Annotated in this window: 21 protein-coding genes; 7 read left to right on the forward strand and 14 right to left on the reverse strand. The window is 61.9% G+C overall.

The annotated features are described in order from the left end of the window. Positions 1–42: 42 nt before the first annotated feature. Entirely contained in the window at positions 43–2,082 is a 2,040-nt protein-coding gene (gene metG, locus NPS47_RS13795) for a methionine--tRNA ligase (RefSeq protein ID WP_274295456.1), read from the reverse strand. Positions 2,083–2,236: 154 nt separating this feature from the next. Between metG and apbC the strand changes: the two genes are divergently transcribed. Beyond that, complete coding sequence (apbC, locus tag NPS47_RS13800; protein ID WP_274295457.1) at positions 2,237–3,331, forward strand: iron-sulfur cluster carrier protein ApbC; 1,095 nt, start codon at positions 2,237–2,239, stop codon at positions 3,329–3,331. Between the two features lie 171 nt (positions 3,332–3,502). On the opposite strand, the gene NPS47_RS13805 is transcribed toward apbC, so the two are convergent. After that, positions 3,503–3,712, reverse strand: a complete 210-nt coding sequence (locus tag NPS47_RS13805; RefSeq protein ID WP_010221054.1) for a cold-shock protein — start codon at positions 3,710–3,712, stop codon at positions 3,503–3,505. Between the two features lie 350 nt (positions 3,713–4,062). On the opposite strand from NPS47_RS13805, the gene dcd reads away from it, so the two are divergent. Continuing rightward, a complete protein-coding gene (gene dcd / locus NPS47_RS13810; protein WP_028943496.1) occupies positions 4,063–4,629 on the forward strand; it encodes a dCTP deaminase in 567 nt (188 codons plus the stop codon). A gap of 98 nt (positions 4,630–4,727) precedes the next feature. Further along, on the forward strand, positions 4,728–4,961 hold the full coding sequence (locus NPS47_RS13815) for a hypothetical protein (protein ID WP_274295458.1): 234 nt from the start codon (positions 4,728–4,730) through the stop codon (positions 4,959–4,961). 3 nt (positions 4,962–4,964) lie between these two features. Here the strand turns inward: NPS47_RS13815 and NPS47_RS13820 are convergent, their stop codons facing one another. From NPS47_RS13820 to NPS47_RS13870, 11 genes are all read right to left on the reverse strand, one after another. Then, a complete protein-coding gene (locus tag NPS47_RS13820) occupies positions 4,965–5,729 on the reverse strand; it encodes an ABC transporter ATP-binding protein (RefSeq protein ID WP_274295459.1) in 765 nt (254 codons plus the stop codon). Positions 5,730–5,756: 27 nt separating this feature from the next. Beyond that, entirely contained in the window at positions 5,757–6,872 is a 1,116-nt protein-coding gene (locus NPS47_RS13825; RefSeq protein ID WP_274295460.1) for a succinylglutamate desuccinylase/aspartoacylase family protein, read from the reverse strand. A gap of 7 nt (positions 6,873–6,879) precedes the next feature. Beyond that, positions 6,880–7,590 (reverse strand): ABC transporter permease, encoded by a 711-nt coding sequence (locus NPS47_RS13830; RefSeq protein WP_274295461.1) that lies wholly within the window; start codon positions 7,588–7,590, stop codon positions 6,880–6,882. Next, on the reverse strand, positions 7,587–8,315 hold the full coding sequence (locus NPS47_RS13835) for an ABC transporter permease (RefSeq protein ID WP_274295462.1): 729 nt from the start codon (positions 8,313–8,315) through the stop codon (positions 7,587–7,589). The genes NPS47_RS13830 and NPS47_RS13835 overlap by 4 nt, the downstream gene beginning before the upstream one ends. Before the next feature lie 160 nt (positions 8,316–8,475). Continuing rightward, complete coding sequence (locus NPS47_RS13840) at positions 8,476–9,258, reverse strand: transporter substrate-binding domain-containing protein (protein ID WP_274295463.1); 783 nt, start codon at positions 9,256–9,258, stop codon at positions 8,476–8,478. A 119-nt stretch (positions 9,259–9,377) separates the two neighbouring features. Then, complete coding sequence (locus NPS47_RS13845; RefSeq protein ID WP_274295464.1) at positions 9,378–11,426, reverse strand: c-type cytochrome; 2,049 nt, start codon at positions 11,424–11,426, stop codon at positions 9,378–9,380. A 186-nt stretch (positions 11,427–11,612) separates the two neighbouring features. Further along, complete coding sequence (locus NPS47_RS13850) at positions 11,613–14,054, reverse strand: penicillin acylase family protein (protein ID WP_274295465.1); 2,442 nt, start codon at positions 14,052–14,054, stop codon at positions 11,613–11,615. 110 nt (positions 14,055–14,164) lie between these two features. Further along, the gene (locus NPS47_RS13855; protein WP_274295466.1) at positions 14,165–14,365 is read right to left on the reverse strand and encodes an SEC-C metal-binding domain-containing protein; all 201 of its coding nucleotides are present in this window, start codon (positions 14,363–14,365) and stop codon (positions 14,165–14,167) included. A gap of 6 nt (positions 14,366–14,371) precedes the next feature. Beyond that, positions 14,372–14,842 (reverse strand): LEA type 2 family protein, encoded by a 471-nt coding sequence (locus tag NPS47_RS13860; protein WP_274295467.1) that lies wholly within the window; start codon positions 14,840–14,842, stop codon positions 14,372–14,374. 5 nt (positions 14,843–14,847) lie between these two features. Continuing rightward, positions 14,848–15,324, reverse strand: a complete 477-nt coding sequence (locus tag NPS47_RS13865; RefSeq protein ID WP_274295468.1) for a YchJ family protein — start codon at positions 15,322–15,324, stop codon at positions 14,848–14,850. A gap of 4 nt (positions 15,325–15,328) precedes the next feature. Further along, a complete protein-coding gene (locus tag NPS47_RS13870; protein ID WP_274295469.1) occupies positions 15,329–15,823 on the reverse strand; it encodes a DUF6231 family protein in 495 nt (164 codons plus the stop codon). Between the two features lie 160 nt (positions 15,824–15,983). On the opposite strand from NPS47_RS13870, the gene NPS47_RS13875 reads away from it, so the two are divergent. The 4 genes from NPS47_RS13875 (at position 15,984) to NPS47_RS13890 (ending at position 18,595) form a co-directional block, all read left to right on the forward strand. After that, positions 15,984–16,673 carry an OmpA family protein gene (locus tag NPS47_RS13875; protein WP_274295470.1) on the forward strand — a complete coding sequence of 230 codons (690 nt, stop codon included), beginning with the start codon at positions 15,984–15,986 and terminating at the stop codon, positions 16,671–16,673. Between the two features lie 90 nt (positions 16,674–16,763). Next, a complete protein-coding gene (locus NPS47_RS13880; protein WP_274295471.1) occupies positions 16,764–17,474 on the forward strand; it encodes an OmpA family protein in 711 nt (236 codons plus the stop codon). Between the two features lie 94 nt (positions 17,475–17,568). Then, the gene (locus NPS47_RS13885; protein ID WP_274295472.1) at positions 17,569–17,844 is read left to right on the forward strand and encodes a DUF1145 domain-containing protein; all 276 of its coding nucleotides are present in this window, start codon (positions 17,569–17,571) and stop codon (positions 17,842–17,844) included. Next, positions 17,837–18,595, forward strand: a complete 759-nt coding sequence (locus NPS47_RS13890; RefSeq protein WP_274295473.1) for a collagen-like protein — start codon at positions 17,837–17,839, stop codon at positions 18,593–18,595. The genes NPS47_RS13885 and NPS47_RS13890 overlap by 8 nt, the downstream gene beginning before the upstream one ends. A gap of 92 nt (positions 18,596–18,687) precedes the next feature. Here the strand turns inward: NPS47_RS13890 and NPS47_RS13895 are convergent, their stop codons facing one another. Continuing rightward, on the reverse strand, positions 18,688–19,152 hold the full coding sequence (locus NPS47_RS13895; RefSeq protein ID WP_274295474.1) for a CopD family protein: 465 nt from the start codon (positions 19,150–19,152) through the stop codon (positions 18,688–18,690). Positions 19,153–19,158 lie beyond the last annotated feature (6 nt).

Here is a 19,158-nt window from a genome sequence, read left to right on the forward strand (position 1 = left end):
GGATGAGAACGCCCCGGACGCAATCGTCCGGGGCGTCAGGCCTTACTTGATGCGCTGACCGGGCTTGGCGCCGCTGTCAGGGCTGAGCAGGTAGATTTCTTCACCGCCGGGGCCCGCGGCCATGACCATGCCTTCGGAGATGCCGAAGCGCATTTTGCGCGGCTTGAGGTTGGCGATCATCATGGTCAGGCGACCTTCGAGCTTGGCCGGGTCCGGGTACGCCGACTTGATGCCGGAGAACACGTTGCGCTGCTCGTCACCGATGTCCAGGGTCAGGCGCAGCAGCTTGTCGGCGCCTTCAACCGCTTCGGCCTTGAGGATCAGGGCGACGCGCAGGTCGACGGCAGCAAAGGTGTCGAACTCGATCTCGGGCGACAGCGGGTCTTTGCTCAGCTCGCCATTGCCAGTCACCACGGAGGTCTGGCTGGCGGCCAGGTCTTCCTTGCTGGCGGCGGTCATGGCTTCGACTTTGACCGGGTCGATACGGCTCATCAGTGCCTTGAACGGGTTCAGCTGGTGATTGCTCAGGCGCGTCTGATGGTCGTTCCAGGTCAGCGGGGCGACATTGAGGAACGCCTCGGCGTCGGCAGCCAGCAAAGGCAGTACCGGCTTGAGGAAGATCACCAACTGGCGGAACAGGTTGATGCCCTGGGCGCAGATCGCCTGGACTTCGTCCTGCTTGCCTTCCTGCTTGGCCAGGGACCACGGGGCCTTGTCGGCGATCCAGGCGTTGGCGCGGTCGGCCAGGGCCATGATTTCACGCATGGCGCGGGCGAAGTCGCGTGCTTCATAGGCCTCGGCGATGCTAGGCGCAGCGGCCAGGAAAGCTTCGGTCAGCTCTGGTGCGGCGTCGCCGGCAACCATCACCCCGTCGTTGCCCTTTTGAATGAAGCCGGCGCAACGGCTGGCAATGTTGACCACTTTGCCGACCAGGTCGGAGTTGACCTTCTGCACGAAGTCTTCCAGGTTCAGGTCGAGGTCATCGACGCCACGGCTGAGTTTGGAGGCGTAGTAGTAACGCAGGTATTCCGGCGCCAGGTGATCCAGGTAGGTGCGGGCCTTGATAAAGGTGCCGCGCGACTTGGACATCTTCGAACCGTTGACGGTCAGGTAGCCGTGCACGTTGATGCCGGTCGGCTTGCGGTAGCCGGCGCCTTCGAGCATGGCAGGCCAGAACAGGGCGTGGAAGTTGACGATGTCCTTGCCGATGAAGTGGTACAACTCGGCCTTGGAGTCCTTGTTCCAGAACGCATCGAAGTCCAGCTCGGGACGACGGGCGCAGAGGTTCTTGAAGCTGGCCATGTAGCCGATCGGCGCGTCCAGCCAGACATAGAAGTACTTGCCCGGCTCGTCCGGGATTTCGAAACCGAAATACGGCGCGTCGCGGGAGATGTCCCATTCCTGCAGGCCGGCATCCAGCCACTCGGCGATCTTGTTGGCCACGGCGTCCTGCAGGGTGCCGCTACGGGTCCACTGCTGGAGCATGGCCTGGAAGTCGGGGAGCTTGAAGAAGAAGTGCTGGGAGTCCTTGAGCACCGGCGTGGCGCCGGAAATCGCCGACTTGGGGTTCTTCAGCTCGGTCGGGGCATAGGTGGCGCCGCATTTTTCACAGTTGTCGCCGTACTGGTCTTCGGCGGCGCACTTGGGGCAGGTGCCCTTGATGAAGCGGTCGGCCAGGAACATTTTCTTGTCCGGGTCGAAGTACTGGGTGATCGAGCGGGTGGCAATGTGCCCGGCGTCACGCAGCTTGAGGTAGATCTGGCTCGACAGCTCGCGGTTTTCTTCGGCGTGGGTCGAGTGGAAGTTGTCGAAATCGACCAGGAAGTCGGCAAAGTCCCCGGCGTGCTCGGCCTGGACGGCAGCGATCAGTTGCTCGGGGGTGATGCCTTCCTTTTCGGCGCGCAGCATGATGGCCGAACCGTGGGCGTCGTCGGCGCAGACATACACGCATTGGTTGCCGCGATGTTTCTGGTAGCGCACCCACATGTCTGTCTGGATGTACTCGAGCATATGGCCAAGGTGAATGGAACCATTGGCATAGGGCAGGGCGCTGGTGACGAGAATCTGACGTGGCTCGGACATGGGGGCTCGGCTACTTTTTTCGGCTACTTGAGATGAAACGGTGATCGGCCACTATAAAACGCCGGGAAATTTATTTCACCCCATGGACGTCTGTGGATGTTTCGCGGGTTAGCATAGTGGTCTGTTTTACTCAGTCTTTTTAACGGGAGTCTCCATGAGTGCCGTCACTCGCGCAGCCGTCGAAGCCGTTCTTCGCCAGTACACCGACCCTTACCTGAACCAGGACCCGGTCAGCGCCGGTTGTGTCCAGGCCATCGATATCCAGGGCGACCGGGTCAGTGTCCAGCTGCAGCTGGGGTACGCCGCCGGCCTGTTCAAGAATGGCTGGGCCCAGGTCCTGCAAACCGCTATCGAAGGGATCGACGGGGTCGCCTCGGCCCAGGTCGAAATCAACTGTGTGATCACCGCGCACAAGTCCCAGGCGCAGATCCCGGGCCTGGCCAACGTCAAGAACATCATTGCCGTGGCCTCGGGCAAGGGTGGCGTGGGCAAGTCGACAACTGCCGCCAACCTGGCCCTGGCCCTGGCCCGTGAAGGCGCGCGGGTGGGGATTCTCGATGCCGACATCTATGGTCCGAGCCAGGGCGTGATGTTCGGTATCCCTGAGCGCACCCGTCCGCAGATCCGCGAGCAGAAGTGGTTTGTGCCGCTCAAGGCGCACGGTGTCGAAGTCATGTCCATGGCCTTTCTGACCGACGACAACACGCCGATGGTCTGGCGCGGGCCGATGGTTTCCGGGGCGTTGCTGCAGCTGGTGACCCAGACTGCCTGGGACAATCTCGACTACCTGGTGATCGACATGCCGCCAGGCACTGGCGATATCCAGCTGACCCTGGCGCAGAAAGTCCCGGTGGCAGGTTCGGTGATTGTCACCACGCCGCAAGACCTGGCCCTGATCGACGCCAAGAAAGGCGTGGAAATGTTCCGCAAGGTCAATATTCCGGTGTTGGGCGTGGTCGAGAACATGGCCGTGCATATCTGTTCCAACTGCGGCCATGCCGAGCATCTGTTTGGCGAGGGCGGCGGTGAGAAGCTGGCCAGCCAGTACGGTGTCGAGCTGCTGGCCTCGCTGCCGCTGTCGATGTTGATTCGCGAGCAGGCCGACAGTGGCAAGCCGACGGCGATTGCCGAGCCGGAGAGCCAGATTGCCATGGTCTACCAGGAGCTGGCCCGTCAGGTGGGTGCGCGGATCGTGCTGCAGGAGGCCGCAGCGCCGGCGATGCCGAATATCACCATCAGCGAAGATTGATGAGGCCTTGATCGCCGGCAAGGCCGGCTCCCACAGGATCTGGCTACAAAAATCCTGTGGGAGCCGGCTTTGCCGGCGATGGGCTGCGAAGCAGCCCTGGGTTGAAATCGCAGGCATAAAAAAAGCCCCGCCTGTTAAGGGCGGGGCTTTTTTCAAGCTGTAAAGCGGAAGTTAGATAACTTCTACTTCTTCAGCCTGCATGCCTTTCTGACCGCGGGTAGCGATGAAAGAGACCGCTTGGCCTTCTTTCAGGCTCTTGAAGCCGTCAGCCTTGATGGCTTTGAAGTGTACGAACAGGTCGTCACCGGATTGTGGGGTGATGAAGCCGAAGCCTTTTTCATCGTTGAACCACTTAACGGTACCGGTTTGGCGATTGGACATGGTCTGTCTCCTTGGACAAAGTTAACTACGACTCAGGAAACGCCCTGGCCGAGACTGAGTGCAAAGAGGCAGAAAATTCATGAAGATGGGTTGATCGAAATCTTGCATCAGGTAGATATTCTCAGTGACACGTGCAGCACAGTGACGTCACCATAACCCTTTTTCCAGAACGTGCCAATGGTCTTGTTCAGCTTTCGCGCAAATCATGACTGACGGTGCTGCAAGCCTCCCTCAAGGCCCCGCTACACGGGGATTCGACGCCTGACGTTGCATGGAACTTTGAACCGGGCGCCGGGCCCGGTAAGATGCGCCACAGAATTTCTTCACCTCGTTACTTCAGGACACCCGCCATGAGCATCAAATCGGACAAGTGGATTCGCCGCATGGCGCAGGAACACGGCATGATCGAGCCGTTCGTCGAGCGCCAGGTGCGCGGTGAGAGCGACAACCGGCTGATCTCCTTCGGTGTCTCCAGCTACGGCTACGACGTACGCTGCGCCGACGAGTTCAAGGTGTTTACCAACATCAATTCGGCGACCGTCGATCCGAAAAACTTCGATGCCGGCAGTTTTGTCGACGTCAAAAGCGACGTTTGCATCATCCCGCCGAACTCCTTTGCTCTGGCCCGCACCGTGGAGTACTTCCGGATTCCGCGCAACGTCCTGACCATCTGCCTGGGTAAAAGCACCTACGCCCGTTGCGGCATCATCGTCAACGTCACACCGCTGGAACCTGAGTGGGAAGGCCATGTGACCCTGGAGTTCTCCAACACCACCACGTTGCCGGCGAAAATCTACGCCAATGAAGGCGTGGCGCAGATGCTTTTCCTTGAATCCGATGAAGAGTGCGAAGTCTCGTACAAGGACCGTGGCGGCAAGTATCAGGGCCAGCGCGGCGTCACCCTGCCACGCACCTGATCCGACAAAACGCGGGAATTCCCTGCGCCTGGCGGACTCCAAAGAGATGAACTGTTTCGCCAGGCACAGGTCTGGCGGACTTTGCCAAGGAGCCGTCCATGAAACTAGACCCGACCATCAGTGCCAAGCTGGCTGTTTTACAGCCCAATCATGTAGGAGTGATGGCTTGGTCGCTGCTGGCCCACCCGCACCCGCACATCACCCAGGCCGGTGGTGTACCCGGGCAACCTGACCCGGATACCCCTGACAGCCCGCAACCGGGTGAAACCCCGCCCATGGAGCCGGGTGAGCCGACCCTGCCGGATGAACCACCCCCTGCGCCCGTCGCCTGAGGCTTACTTCAGGTTACCGCTCAAGAACTGGCGCAGGCGTTCGCTTTTCGGACTTCCGAGTACCTCGGCGGGCGGCCCCTGCTCTTCGACCAGGCCCTGATGCAGGTACATGACCTGGGTTGCCACTTTGCGCGCAAAGGCCATTTCGTGGGTCACCATGATCATGGTCCGGCCTTCTTCGGCCAGGCCCTGGATCACCCGCAGCACCTCACCGACCAGCTCCGGGTCGAGCGCCGAGGTTGGCTCATCGAAGAGCATGACTTCCGGCTCCATGGCCAGCGCCCGGGCAATCGCCACGCGCTGTTGCTGCCCCCCGGAAAGAAACGCCGGGTACTGCTCGGCCACGCGGGCAGCCAGGCCGACCTTGTCCAGGTAACGCCGGGCGCGAGCTTCGGCTTCCTGCTTGCTGACCCCCAGCACCCGTCGTGGCGCCAGGCTGATGTTGTCCAGCACACTCAGGTGGCTCCACAGGTTGAAGTGCTGGAAGACCATGGCCAGGCGCGTGCGCAGACGCTGCAGCTCATCCGGGTCGCTGACCCGCAGACCGAGGTGGTCGTGGGTCATGTGTACCGGCTTGCCATCGAGGGTCATGCTGCCCTCGTTGGGTTGTTCGAGAAAGTTGATACAGCGCAGGAAGGTACTTTTGCCCGAGCCGCTGGCGCCGATCAGGCAAATCACGTCGCCTGTTTTCGCCTTGAGCGAGACACCTTTGAGTACATGGTGTTCGCCGTAGCGCTTGTGCAGGTCTTCGATGGTCAGTTTGTACATGCGCAGGCTCTCAAAGGTGACTATTACTCAAGGCGATAACAGGTAGCCGCTGCGGTAGGGCTGGCGGCCGGCGACGTGCGCAATGACCATGCCGGCAGTCGCCATGCGCCGTAGCGAGCGGGCATACATGAGCCCGGGCTGGACGTTGCGTACCGCTGTCACCCGGTCGCTGAGCGGGTCGATGACTTCGGCGATCAACTGGTCAGCCTCCAGGTACTGGCCCGGCTTGACGTGGAATACCAGCAAGCCGCCCAACGGCGTGGCAACAGGCTCCACACCCGCCAACGGGGTTGCCGGATACGTCAGTGACGGAAGGGGGCTCGCCTGGCCTTCGATGGCGCCGTAGTGCGTCAGATAATCGAGAATCGCCGCGCAATCCTGTTCGGCCAGCGGGTGGCTGACATCGCCCTGGCCGCGCAACTCGACGGTGACCGAGAAACTGCCTTGCGGGATCGGGAATTGTTTGCCGAAACGCTGCTGCAGCTGCCACCAGACCAGGGTGAAGCACTCGTCGAAGGACTGCCCGCCCGAATCGGTGGCCAGCAGGCTGGCCTGGGCACCGAGGTAGCGCGACAGGGGCTCGACCTGCGGCCAGGCCTCGGGGGTGGTGTACAGGTGGGCGACGGCTTCGAAGTCGCAATGCAGGTCCAGTACCATCTCGGCATCGCAGGCCAGTCGCTGCAGGGTCAGGCGTTGCGACTGCAGCGGTGTGGATGCCGGGTGGTCATCCAGGGCGCGGCGCAGGCACTCGCGGATCAAGGCAACGTTGTGCGCCGGATCCTGGCTCAGGTGTGCTTCGATCTGATCGCCGATCTTGTCGCTCAGGTCGACGAAGTTGCGATTGAAATTTTCACCGCTCTGCAGCTCGAAGCGGCCCAGCGGCATATCCATCAGTACCTGTTCCAGGCCGACCGGATTGGCGATCGGCGCCAGCACGATCTCGCGGCGCAGCAAGCCCTGGGCTTCGAGTTCGCCCAGGCGTTGCTTGAGGTGCCAGGCCACCAGCATGCCGGGCAGTTCGTCGGCGTGCAGCGAGGCCTGGATGTAGATTTTGCCGGCGCCCCGCGGGCCGAAATGGAAGCTGTGAATCTGGCGGGCGATCCCTGGAACCGGGGCCAGAATGTCGTGGGTCGAGTGGTGCATATCAGTCCTAGTGAGTCGGTCCTAGAAAAGCCAGCCAGCGCCGTTCGGCGAGGCGGAACAGTCCCACCAGCGCAAAGGTCACGCACAGGTAGATCAGTGCGGCGATACCGAACGACTGGAAGGTCAGAAACGTGGCCGAGTTGGCGTCGCGGGCGACCTTGAGCACATCCGGCACGGTGGCGGTGAAGGCAACCGTGGTGGAGTGCAGCATCAGGATCACTTCGTTGCTGTAGTAGGGCAACGAGCGGCGCAGCGCCGACGGCATGATGATATAAGCATAAAGTTTCCAGCCGCGCAGGCCATAAGCCTTGGCCGCCTCCACCTCGCCATGGTTCATGCTGCGGATCGCGCCGGCGAAGATCTCCGTGGTGTAGGCACAGGTGTTCAGGGCAAACGCCAGGATGGTGCAGTTCATCGCGTCACGAAAGAAACTGTCGAGCAGCGGTTGCGCGCGCACCGCGGCCAGGCTGTAGATCCCGGTGTAGCAGATCAACAGCTGGATATACAGCGGTGTGCCGCGGAACAGGTAGGTGTAGAACTGCACCGGCCAGCGGATCCAGAAACGCGGTGAGACGCGGGCGATGGACAACGGTATCGAGACCACGAAGCCGATCGCCAGTGCGGCGGTCAGCAGCCACATGGTCATGGCCAGGCCGGTGATGTGCGTGCCATCGGTATAGAGAAACGCGCGCCAGTATTCCTGCAGCAATTCGATCATCGGATGGCCTCCCGGGTGCCGACGTTATAACGGCGTTCCAGCCAGCGCAGAACAACGTTCGAGGCGCTGGTGATGAGCAGGTAGATAAAGGCGGCGACCATCAGGAAGTAGAACAGCTGATAGCTGCTCTTGCCGGCATCCTGGGCGGCCTTGACCAGATCGGCCAGGCCGATGATCGAGACCAGGGCAGTGGCCTTGAGCATGACCATCCAGTTGTTGCCGATGCCGGGCAGGGCGTAGCGCATCATCTGCGGGAAGACCACGAAGCGAAAGCGCTGCATGCGCTTGAGGCCATAGGCGGTGGCGGCCTCGACCTGGCCACGGGGTACGGCGAGGATCGCACCGCGGAAGGTCTCGGTGAAGTAGGCGCCGTAGATGAAACCCAGGGTAATCACGCCCGCCGCGAACGGGTCGATCTCGATGTATTCCCATTCCATATAGTCGGTGAGCGTCGTCAGCCAGGTTTGCAGGCTGTAGAAAATCAGCAGCATCAGCACCAGGTCGGGCACGCCGCGAATCAGCGTGGTGTAGGCCTGGGCGATCAGACGCAACGGGCGCACCGGCGAGAGCTTGGCGCTGGCGCCGAGCAGGCCCAGGCCAACACTGACCAGCAGCGACATGAAGGATAATTTGATGGTCATCCAGGTGCCCTGCAGCAACAAAGGGCCGAAGCCCTTCAGGCTGAAGGCCGAGAGTCCCAGAGACTGCAACAGGTCTTCGAACATGTAAGCAACCTATGCCAGGAGGTGTGGGAGCAACTGTCTAACTGCTTATTTGTGGGAGCCGGCCTTGCCGGCGATGGGGCGCGTAGCGGCCCTGGCCCGGCTGCGCCGGGCATCGCCAGCAAGGCTGGCTCCCACAGTTAATCCAGCTCGCTCCTACCCTTCACTTGCCGCTATAGAGGTTCAGATCACCGAAGTGTTTTTTCTGGATCTGGGTATAGGTGCCGTCATCGTGTAACGCTTTGATACCTTTGTTGATCAGGTCCTGGAGCTCTTTGTTACCTTTTTTGATACCCACTGCAGTCTTCGACGGTAGCAATTCGCTTTCTACCGGTGCGCTGACCTCATAGTCTGCACCTTGAGGCGACTTGAGAAAGCCCAGTTCAGCCTGGAGCATGTCCTGGATCGAAGCATCGAGGCGGCCGGAGGTCAGGTCGGCATACACCTGGTCCTGGTTCTGGTAGGCCTGGGTCTTGACCCCGGCCTTGTCCAGCACGGCCTTGGCGTAGGCCTCCTGGATGGTGCCTTGCTCATAGCCGACGGTCTTGCCCTTGAGCGAAGCCGGATCGGCGCTCATTCCTGAGCCTTTTTTGAACACCAGCGAAGTCGGGCCGGAGAACAGCTCGCTGGAGAAGTCGATGACCTTCTCGCGCGCTGGCGTTACCGTCATGGACGAGATCACGCCGTCGAACTTGTTGGCCTTGAGGCCCGGGATCATGCCGTCGAAATCGCTCTCGACCCATTTGCATTTGACCTTGAGCTCGGCGCAGATGGCGTTGCCCAGGTCGATGTCGAAGCCCACCAGGCTGCCGTCGGCAGCCTTGGATTCAAACGGGGCATACGAGGGATCGACGCCGAAGCGCAGCTCCTTGTATTCCTTGGCCAGGGCATTGCCCGCAGCCAGACACAGTGCAAGTGCAGAAAACGTCAGCCATGCTTTTTTCATTGTGTGTCCCTGGATTTGTAACCTGGAGGGGTGGCACCGGGCCGTTACCGGTCAGTGCCTGACATCACAATGACAGCAATTTTCACACCATGTCGGAGCCGCGGGCTTGCTCCTCGATGTCAGTAGCGTGCATCCACCGGTTTGCCGCCGTTGGGCCAGTCCTTGACCTTGTCCGGGAAGTCCGGTCGCGGCTGCTGCGAGAACCAGGCGGCAACATCCACCGCTTCCTGGTCACTCAGGCCGCCCTGGCCCAGTGGAAAGCGTTCATGAAAGCCGATCGGCATGTTGCGTTTGACGAATGCGGCAGCCGTGTAGGTACGTGCCATGCCAGCGCCGATGTTGAAGGACTGCTCGCCCCACAGTGGTGGAAACACCAGACTGCCATCCGCACGCGCCAAGCCTTCGCCATCGGCGCCGTGACACACCGCGCACTGTTTGGCGTAGACCTGCTGGCCATTGCCAAGGTCGGGCTTGATCGCCGGATCGATCTTGCCGACCCCCCGGCCGGCCACTTTGTCGCCGGGCTGGGTGTTGTTTTTCATCCATTCGAAGTAGGCGACCATGGCCTGCATATCAGCTGACTGCGGTGCAATCGGCTTGCCGTTCATGGAGCGGCGGAAGCAGCCGTTGATACGCTCTTCCAGGGTAATCACCTTGCCGGCGCGCGGCGCGTAACCGGGGAAAAACGCCGATACGCCAACAAAGGGCGAACCATCGGCCACGGTGCCGGCGTTGAGGTGACAGCTGGTGCAGTTGAGTGCATTACCGACGTTGTCGGGCAGCAGTTCCTTGGTCTGCAGGTGCAGGCGCATGCCACGGATAACCTGGTCGGCATTGGCGGCGGCGAGCAGGTCGGCCAGGCGCGGCGTCTCAAAGGCGGTCGAATCAGTGGTTTGCGGATTGAGTTGGCCGCGCAGTTTTTTCACCTGTGCCGGAGTGATTGCGGAACTGTCGTTGCCCCAGCGACTGCGCACGAAACTGAGGATCTCGGCGATTTCCTGATCCGACAGGCGGGCGAATCCGGGCATGGTGTAAACCCGTGAATGGGTCGCGGTCTGCGCGGTCTCCCAGCCGGTCAGGGTAATGTGCAGCAGCGAGGTCGGGTCGCTGGAGGCGATGCTCGGGTTGCCGGCCAAGGGCGGGAACATGCCAGGCACGCCGCCACCGTCGGTGCGGTGGCAGTCGCTGCAGAACTGGGTGTAACCCAGGCCACCACGACTGCTGAACAGATCGGCCGGTGGCGTGGGCGCAGGCAGGGCAACGGTGGGCATGGGCAGGTCGTTTTCGCCCGGTGGCAGCGACTTGAGGTAGCTGGCGATGGCGGTCAGATCACTATCGCTGAAGTGCTGGGTGCTGTGGTGAATCACATCCGCCATGTTTCCGGACACCGTGGCGAAGCGGTTCTGCCCGGTTTTGAGCAGTTGCACGGTGTCGGGCACCGTCCACAGATTGCGCAGACTCAGGGCGCGCCAGTGCTCGACGGTTTCGCCAGCGAGGAAGTGCTTGCCGCTACTGCCGGCGTCACTCATGGCCTTTTCCTGAAAAGCCACGCCACGCGGGGTATGGCAGGCGCCACAATGGCCCAGGCCCTGCACCAGATAGGCGCCGCGATTGATCAGCGGATCGCGCTGCGGGTCGGGCTCGAATGGTGTGTTATCGACAAACGCCCAGTTCCAGAATGCCAGCCCCCAGCGCATGTTGAACGGCCAGCTCATGTCGGCGGCCTGGTTGGACTGGCTGATCGGCTGCACTTCTTGCATCAGGTAGGCGTACAGCGCCTGCATGTCCTCTTCGCTGATTTTGGCGTAGGACGGGTAGGGCATGGCGGGATACAGCTGGGTACCGTCGGCGCTCACCCCTTCGCGCATGGCCTTGTCGAACTGCTCAAAGCTGTAACGCCCGATACCGGTGTCCGGGTCCGGGGTGATGTTGCTTGAGTAGATCGTGCCCATGGGCGTCTTCAGTTGCAGTCCACCGGCCATCAGCGGACCTTGCGGGGCGGTGTGGCAAGCGATGCAGTCACCGAGCTGGGCAACGTAGCGGCCACGTTCGAGCAGGGACTTGTCGGTGGTTTCAGCCGCTGCCATGTCTGGCTCACTGGCGTGAAGGGCGGGTATCAGCAGCAACGTCGTGGCGCACAGGGCCAGGCGTGAAAGTACGGAAGCCATTGCATATTCCTTTAGGCACCTGGCCTGGGTGGTCCCTTGGGCGCAGGTGTGCAATCGTTTTTTATGATTCATCAGGCAGCACTGGGAACGAGGTTCGTCCCAGTGTTGTTGTAGAGGATTTGCAGGCGGGTACAGTTGATGTGGATCAGCGCAGCCGGCATTGCACCGGCTGCGAGGCGCGAGGGGTTACTTGCCGGGCACCAGGGTCAGACGCTTGCTGCCGTAGGCGCGGTCGAAGTTTTGCGCTTGCAGCGGCAAACTCATGTAACGGCCCTTGAACCAGGCATCCAGGCCATCGGCAAAGTGCGGGCTGGCCGGGTTGCCGGACTGGCCGCTGCTGCTCTGCAGTTGCAGCGGTTCGATCTGGCCGAAATCCACCACCATGCGCAGCGACGGCGCCAGTTGGGCGTTGAAATCCTTGCCCCAGGCATAGGGCGCAAGGTTCAGGGTGCTGTGGTCGCCACCGCTGGCCTGCGGGCTACGGCTGACGGCATCACCCAGACCATGGAAGGTCAGTGTCGGCCAGCGGTACTGGTGCAGCTTGCCCCATTGCCAGGCGCGACGGTCATTGCCCAGTTGCGCTTCACCGGCCGTGATCGCGGCGGCCAGGCTACGGGCAAGGATCGCGGGTTTGTCCTCTTGCTGCGCGGTGCGCTGGTCATTCCAGAACGGGCTGTCTTCACGGCCGAGCAAATGATCGGCCTGGGCCGAGTAAGACAACCGCGCATTAGCGACGAAGGCCTGCCAGGTCGCCGAAGTCTCCGGGCCGAGCTCATCGAGGAAGGTCTGTTTCGCGCTTTCCTGCAAAAACAGTTCATACAGGGCGGCGTCGGCCGAGGTGGTGCTCAGGCGACCATCGAAGGCCATCAGGCGGGTATAGGCTTCACGGGCCTTGCTGCGCTGATCGCCGGGCAAGGCGTCGATCGCCTGTTTCAGCGGCTGCGCCATGCCGGGTGCTTCGAACATCTGCTTGAGCTTGGCGGCGAACAGGGTGGTCTGGTCGTTTTGCATGGTGATCAGGCTGCGGCTGTCATGCTTGCCGTTGGCGGCCAGCTGCCCCAGGCGTTCGGCGCGCTCCGGGTAGTACCAGCTGTTGGACAACTGCATGCCGTAACCTTTGGGCACGCTGCGCTGGTTGGCGTTGCCAAGCCAGCCCTGGGGTGGGTCCTGGTCGTAAGGGTGGAGCATCGGGTCGGCGTAGCCATCCCAGTCGTAGCGCCCGTCCCAGCCCGGCGAAGGCAGCAGCCCCTGGCCTTCGCGACGGTTGGGGAAGCGGCCGCTCACTTGCCAGCCGATGTTGCTGGCGTCGGCGAAGACGAAGTTCAGCGCTGCGGCGCCGATTTCACGGGTGTTGTCGAAGGCACGCTCGACGTTCTGCGCCCGTGACAGGTTGAAGAATGCATCCAGGCTCTGGTCGCCCTTGAGCTGGGGCAGTTGCAGGGCCAGGCCCAGGCTGGCGTTCTGTGCCTGGCCGAGCAGCGTGCCATGGCGGGTGTCGTACAGGGTTTCGCGCCGTGGGCGCTGGCCCTTGATGAAGAAGGTTTCGTTGCGCGCCAGGGCTGGCAGCCATTTACCGTCAGCCTGGTACATCAGGCGGCTGCCTTCGCGTTTGAGGCGTTCCAGGTACAGGTCCTGGTTGTCGGCCATGACCGCGCTGGCACTCCAGGCCAGCTTGCCGTTATAGCCGGAAAGCAGCAGTGGCAAGCCGGCAATGGTCACGCCGGCGGCCTGGTATTTAGGCGCGCGGATCTGCACCGGCGTCATTGCCCAGGCGCCCAGGGTGTCGCTGGCCAGCAGGCTCTTGCCGCTACGGCTGCGTTGCGGGGCAATCGCCCAGTTGCTGGAACCGGCCGCACCCAACAGGTTAAGGGCGGCCAACTGTTCGCTGGCGGCGCTCAGCGGCGCCAGCCCGGCCAGCGCGTTGCCCAGGCTCAGGCCTTTGAGCTTGTCGGCTTCAGCCGTGGGCAAGGGTTCGTCAGGGTAGCTGGGCAACAGCCACGGCAGTTTGTCGCTGCCGACTTTCTGCGCCAGGGTCAAAGCGGCAAGCTCTTCCTGCAGGTTGACCGACTGGCTGAAGTTGTACAGGCAGAAGATCAGTGCCGAGTCTTCAGGCTTCCAGTATTCCGGGCGGTAGCCGCTTTGCGCCAATGGCGCCGGGAGGCGGTCGCGGTAACGGAACAGGTAGGCGTTGACGCCACGGGCATAGACTTCAAAGAAGCGCTTGAGCCGTGGAGATGAGTCGGCATAGAGCTGGTTGGCAGTCTGTTTGAGGTTGGCGCCGCGCATCAGTCGGTCGACTTCCAGTACATCCGGGCCGGCAATCTCGGCCAGACGGCCCTGGGCCAGCAAGCGCATGCCGACCATTTGCCCGATGCGGTCACCGGCATGTACATAGCCGAGCGCGAACAGTGCGTCGTGGAAGTTGCTGCTTTCGATCAACGGCATGCCCAGGGCATTGCGTCGCACCGAGACGTTTTGCGCCAGGCCTTTAAGGGGTTGTACGCCACTGGTCGGTGGCACGCTGTCGCGATAGCCGCCCATCTGGCAGCCGCCCAGGGCAAGCATGCCGAACATCGCTGCGGCTACGCCGAACCGGGGGAGAAAAGGGGGGAAGGCTGGCGCGGCCATGGTCGGGCTCCTGCAGGGCGTGGCGTCTAAAAGGCGCTACGTTAGTGAGCCCGACCACGCCATGCAAGCGGGGCACAGCCTTTATTTTTCAGGCTGTTCAAAGGCCACTATCAGGCCCCGTGGCACTTCTTGAACTTCTTGTTGCTGCCGCATGGGCACGGGTCGTTGCGGCCGACGTCCTTCAGGGCGTTGCGCACCGGCTCCTGGTGGCCGTGGTTGCAGTGCGGACCGTGAACATGGCCGTGGTCATGGTCGTGATGATCATGCTCGTGGTTGCAGTCGGGGCCATGGACATGGGGTTGCTGGGTCATTGCGGGTTACTCCGGTAAAAGATCGCCGGGAATTATCTCACCACTACGCGATAAGTGCAGTTCACGGGCGAAGAATAATCCGCTGCTGAGCTCGCCATCGAGGCGATAGCGCAAGGGCAGGGTGGTGTTTTTAAGCATTTTCGCCAGCGGTTTGACCTGTTTCCACAGGTTGGTGCGCACAGGGATCTTGAAGGTTCGACGGGCGTGTGCGCCGACACTGCGCCACAGGTCTTCGTCGCCCTCGACCAGCAACAGATCGTTCAGGTGCACGGTGTAACTCAGGTAGCGGATGAACAGGCGTTCGTCGTTGGGGTTATCGACGCGTATATGAAGGACGAACTCCTGCTCCAGCAGGTGCATCTTGACCGCTTCGACCTTGACCAGGCGAACCTCGGGATCGCGGTAGTCACTGTCCAGCCAACTGGCACACCCGGTCAGTTGCAGTATCAGAAAGCTGAGTAGCAACAGACGGGTCATTGGCGTTAGCTCCCTAGGTAACTGGCACAGCACTTCTTGAATTTGAGCCCGCTGGCGCAAGGGCAGGCATCGTTGCGCCCGGCCTTGAGGCCGACTGTCGGGTCGATGAAATACCAACGCCCGTCATTCTGCACAAAGGCCGAACGCTCGCGATGGCTATGTTCGCCATCATTATCGTGCCAGCGGGCAGTGAAGGTGACGAAAGCGTGCTCGGGCTTGCCGCCGAATACTTCGGCCCCTTCCACTTCCAGGCCCAGCCAGGTGCTTTGCGCGCTCCAGGCGGCAATCGCGGCGCGGTCAAGGCCGGCCTGCTGCGCGGGCAGGGTGGTGTTCACCAGGTAATCGATCAGCCCCAGCACGTAGGCGCTGTAGCGCGAACGCATTAACGTCTGCGCATCAGGGGCCGGATGCCCGGCGTGATAGTGTCCGCAACAGGCGTCAAGCAGATTACCGCTGCCGCAGGGACAAACCGACACACTCATTGTTTCACCACCAGTACTTGCCAAAATTTTGCGGGTTGGCCCAGAACTTGGCATTGAGCCAGTCCGGGACCTGTTTGTATTCACGTAGATCATAGGTGAACAGGCTCAGTACCTGGTCATTACGCTGAAACTTTTCGTTGGCTTGCAGGGCCAGGGCGAAGAAATCGGTGTCTTGCCAGCCGCAGGCACTCAGGTCGGCCAGCACTGCCAAACGGCTGGCATTGAGGTTGCGGATGCCACCCAACAACTGCAGGCCATCGCGCTTGGGCAGGTGCTCCAGGCAATCGACCAGCAAGGCTAGGTCAAAGCGCTGAGCGGCCAGATCCTTAGGTAAAGGTCCCGGTTCGGTCTGGGCAATCTGCACGTGCGGGTGTGCCTGGACAAAGGCCTCCAACGCCGGAAAACGCGTGCCGACCAGTAATAAACGTTGCGGTGAATGGTGTTCAAGCAGCGCCGCCAGGGCTTGCTGCGGGGTTCGTTGGGAAAATCCGTCAATCATCGGGAATCCTCGGTCAGATGCGTCAAGACTAACGATCTCGGGCCGTCAGGCATAGTGGCTGACAGCCGCATCATGGCTTATTGCTGGCGGAGTCGGTTTGCGCGGTCTTTACTCCCATAGCATCGGTTTTAAACCGATTCCCCCTAGGAGACGCAACAAAATGAGCATAGTACGCACAGCATTACCTCTGGTTCTGCTAACCAGCGTCTTAACTGGTTGCGCAGGTTTGCAAAAAACTGACTGGCCGATATGTGCTGCCGTCGGGGGTGTAGGCGGCGCGGGGCTGGGCGCCATAGAAAGTTCGAGCTGGGCTGGCTGGGGCGCATTGCTTGGCGCCGGTTTGGCGGCAGGCTACTGCTGGGCCCACGGCGATGGCGACGAAGATGGTGACGGCGTACCGGACAGCCGTGACAAATGCCCGGGTACCCCGCGTGGCGTTCAGGTCGATGCCAATGGCTGCCCACCTGCGCCGGCAGTGGTCGAAGAAGCGGTCGTGGTCAAGGAAGAGGTCATCGTCATTCGCGACGTGCACTTCGAGTTCGACTCTGCCAGGTTGACGCCAGCCGACAAGGAACGCCTGAACACCATCGCGACCCGCCTGAAAAACGAGGCACCGACTGCCAGACTGAGTGTCACCGGACACACTGACAGCGTCGGCCGCGATGCCTATAACCAGAAACTCTCGGAGCAACGTGCCCATTCGGTTACCGACTACCTGGTCAGCAGCGGAGTGCCGCAAGCCAGCTTCGTCTCGGTCCAGGGCGCAGGCGAGTCGCGGCCGGAAGCCGACAATGCGACCGCTGAAGGGCGGGCAATGAACCGCCGTGTGGAGATTCGTATCCAGCGCTGAAGCGCAACCGGCCTGCGGCTTGAGAAGTGCCGCCGGTCGGTCTTTACTCCTGTGTGACCGGTAGACGCCGGTGACACAGGAGCAATTCCCATGAGTGTTTTCTCCAAGGCCGCAGTACCGGTGCTGGTGACTGCAAGCCTGCTCTCCGGCTGCGCCACCCACAGCGATGGCAGCGCACCACTCAATCAAAGGACATGGCCAGTCTGCAGCCTGCTGGGTGGTTTGGTGGGCGGTGGACTGGGGGCTATCGAAAGTTCTGCCTGGGCAGCCGGTGGCGGTGTTGCCGGGGCCATTGCCGGCGGCCTGATCTGCTATGCCCAGGACGGCGACGAGGACGAAGATGGCGTGTTCGATCGCCGCGATCGTTGCCCTGATACGCCGGCCAACACCCCGGTCAGCCACACCGGTTGCCCGCTCCCGCAGTATCCGGTCACTGACAAGGCAGCGCCCGAACCTGAGGTCATCACCCTCAATGATCAGGGTTCGGTGATGTTCGCCTATGACTCCGCCGAACTGACCAGCAGCGCCCACAGCCAGTTGCAGGGGCTGATGAGCAAGCTCGATGCGCCCGGCGTGAGCAGCGTCAAGGTGATCGGTCATACCGATAGCCAGGGCGCGGATGACTATAACCAGACGCTTTCCGAGCGGCGCGCCAGCAGCGTCGCCGAGTACCTGATCAGCCAGGGTCTGGCAGCGTCGAAAGTGACCAGTGAGGGCCGTGGTGAAAGTGAACCGATTGCCGACAATGAGACTGAGGCCGGGCGCGCGCAGAACCGCCGGGTAGAACTGCACCTCAATTGATCCTGCCTCTGGTGCGCGGCGGTAGCAGCCGTTACTGTTGCAGGCGATGTCAGTTGCTTGGCATCGCCTAAAAAAATAACAGCAGGGGGCGCGTATGAAGGGCTTACTGGGGCTGGGCAAAGCCCTGACGGTAGTGTTCTGGTGGGTGGTGCTGGTGAATCTGCTGATTCCCCAGGAATTTCCCTTCAATCGATTGATCAGCCTTACCGGCGCTACGTTGCTCGGACTGCATCTGCTGGAAGTGCTGTTTTTCAATGGCAGCCTGCGTGGGCGCAGCCATCGCTGGTTTGACCGCTTGCAAATCCTGCTGGTCGGTATCTTTCATGTCCTATCGATTCCGGCGCCCCGTCAGGAGACTAAGCATGCGTAAGTTGGTGTTGTTGGCCGCGCTGTTCAGCCCCTTGGCGCTGGCGCAGTCGATCAGTGTCGCGCCGCACTCGGTGCTGCGTTTGCCGAATAAATCCAGTGTTGTGCACCTGCAACGTCTGCATGTGGCCGATTCCGCAACGCTGCTGTTGCCGGCTAGCCTGGTCGAGCTGAAAGTGGACGAGCTGCAGTTGGGGCAGGAGGCACGTATCGCCATTGCGCCGGCCGAGAGCACGTTGCGGGTTGAAGTGACGCGGGCACAGCTGAGCGAAGGCAGCCAGATCGCCGCGCGTGGCGCTCCGGGGACGTATGAACGGGTGGCGCTGGCCGGGCGCAATCTTGATCTGCAGATGCATGCCGTGCAGGCGCCGTTGCTGGCGATCGATGCCCGCGGAGGCGCTGGGGCGCCGGGATACGTCGGGCTTGACGGGGCCAACGGCAAGGCTGGCGGCTGCACCTGGGGCCAGGCAAGCCGTGGTGCCAATGGTGACAACGGTGGCGATGGTCATGACGGTGCGGCCGGCGGTCGGGTACGTCTGGCGCTGCCGGCGGACTTTCCCGCAGAACGCATCAAGGTCCAGCTCGACGGCGGGGCGCCAGGTGTAGCGGGTGCTGCGGGCAAGCCGGGAGCCGGGGGCGCGAGCAAGGGTTGCCTGGTCTATCGTACAGCCGCCGGGGCACCCGGGAAGCCAGGGGTTGACGGTCAGCCAGGACTGGCGGGCAATGCCGGCGAGTTGATCCTGCAGCGTTTGTAAGTGTAATGGTCGGTGGGAGCGGGCTTGCCCCGCGATTGCAGTGTTTCAGCCACATCGCATCGCGGGTCAAGCCCGCTCCCACCGAATAGGCGTTACATCGGCAGGCGCGTACTCGCCACCAACACCACTGCAATACCGAGTAGCAAGTTGATCCCTACCAAACGGCGAATCTTGCCCAGCACCGCCGCGCCCGTCGGCCAGTCTTGCGCCTGCACCGCTTTACGCAGCTCCGGCAGCAGCAAGGACTGGACACGAATGAACAACGCAATCATCGCAATCGCCCCACCCATCATCACCTGCACATAACGTGGCGCTGCGTCGAAGCCGGCAAAACGCAGGTGCAGCATGGCGATACCGCTGATCGCCAGGACCGCGATCGCTACCCAGACCCAGACGAAAAAACGCTGAAACACTTCTACCCAGAGGCGCAGACGGTCAGGCCCCTGAAGGGCTGCAACCGCCGCAGGCCGCAGGATCAGCCAGGCGAAGAACATCCCGCCGACCCATACCAGGGCGGCCAGGACGTGCAGGCTATAAGGAAGGGCAAAGGCGTTCATCAGGAT

The sequence above is a fragment of the Pseudomonas putida genome (assembly GCF_028682475.1).
GTDB classification, from domain to species: Bacteria; Pseudomonadota; Gammaproteobacteria; order Pseudomonadales; family Pseudomonadaceae; genus Aquipseudomonas; species Aquipseudomonas putida_AG.

Coding starts and splice junctions, on each gene's coding strand:
- metG (WP_274295456.1), bottom strand. CDS start 2,082: ATGTCCGAGCCACGTCAGATTCTCGTCACCAGCGCCCTGCCCTATGCC.
- apbC (WP_274295457.1), top strand. CDS start 2,237: ATGAGTGCCGTCACTCGCGCAGCCGTCGAAGCCGTTCTTCGCCAGTAC.
- NPS47_RS13805 (WP_010221054.1), bottom strand. CDS start 3,712: ATGTCCAATCGCCAAACCGGTACCGTTAAGTGGTTCAACGATGAAAAA.
- dcd (WP_028943496.1), top strand. CDS start 4,063: ATGAGCATCAAATCGGACAAGTGGATTCGCCGCATGGCGCAGGAACAC.
- NPS47_RS13815 (WP_274295458.1), top strand. CDS start 4,728: ATGAAACTAGACCCGACCATCAGTGCCAAGCTGGCTGTTTTACAGCCC.
- NPS47_RS13820 (WP_274295459.1), bottom strand. CDS start 5,729: ATGTACAAACTGACCATCGAAGACCTGCACAAGCGCTACGGCGAACAC.
- NPS47_RS13825 (WP_274295460.1), bottom strand. CDS start 6,872: ATGCACCACTCGACCCACGACATTCTGGCCCCGGTTCCAGGGATCGCC.
- NPS47_RS13830 (WP_274295461.1), bottom strand. CDS start 7,590: ATGATCGAATTGCTGCAGGAATACTGGCGCGCGTTTCTCTATACCGAT.
- NPS47_RS13835 (WP_274295462.1), bottom strand. CDS start 8,315: ATGTTCGAAGACCTGTTGCAGTCTCTGGGACTCTCGGCCTTCAGCCTG.
- NPS47_RS13840 (WP_274295463.1), bottom strand. CDS start 9,258: ATGAAAAAAGCATGGCTGACGTTTTCTGCACTTGCACTGTGTCTGGCT.
- NPS47_RS13845 (WP_274295464.1), bottom strand. CDS start 11,426: ATGGCTTCCGTACTTTCACGCCTGGCCCTGTGCGCCACGACGTTGCTG.
- NPS47_RS13850 (WP_274295465.1), bottom strand. CDS start 14,054: ATGGCCGCGCCAGCCTTCCCCCCTTTTCTCCCCCGGTTCGGCGTAGCC.
- NPS47_RS13855 (WP_274295466.1), bottom strand. CDS start 14,365: ATGACCCAGCAACCCCATGTCCATGGCCCCGACTGCAACCACGAGCAT.
- NPS47_RS13860 (WP_274295467.1), bottom strand. CDS start 14,842: ATGACCCGTCTGTTGCTACTCAGCTTTCTGATACTGCAACTGACCGGG.
- NPS47_RS13865 (WP_274295468.1), bottom strand. CDS start 15,324: ATGAGTGTGTCGGTTTGTCCCTGCGGCAGCGGTAATCTGCTTGACGCC.
- NPS47_RS13870 (WP_274295469.1), bottom strand. CDS start 15,823: ATGATTGACGGATTTTCCCAACGAACCCCGCAGCAAGCCCTGGCGGCG.
- NPS47_RS13875 (WP_274295470.1), top strand. CDS start 15,984: ATGAGCATAGTACGCACAGCATTACCTCTGGTTCTGCTAACCAGCGTC.
- NPS47_RS13880 (WP_274295471.1), top strand. CDS start 16,764: ATGAGTGTTTTCTCCAAGGCCGCAGTACCGGTGCTGGTGACTGCAAGC.
- NPS47_RS13885 (WP_274295472.1), top strand. CDS start 17,569: ATGAAGGGCTTACTGGGGCTGGGCAAAGCCCTGACGGTAGTGTTCTGG.
- NPS47_RS13890 (WP_274295473.1), top strand. CDS start 17,837: ATGCGTAAGTTGGTGTTGTTGGCCGCGCTGTTCAGCCCCTTGGCGCTG.
- NPS47_RS13895 (WP_274295474.1), bottom strand. CDS start 19,152: ATGAACGCCTTTGCCCTTCCTTATAGCCTGCACGTCCTGGCCGCCCTG.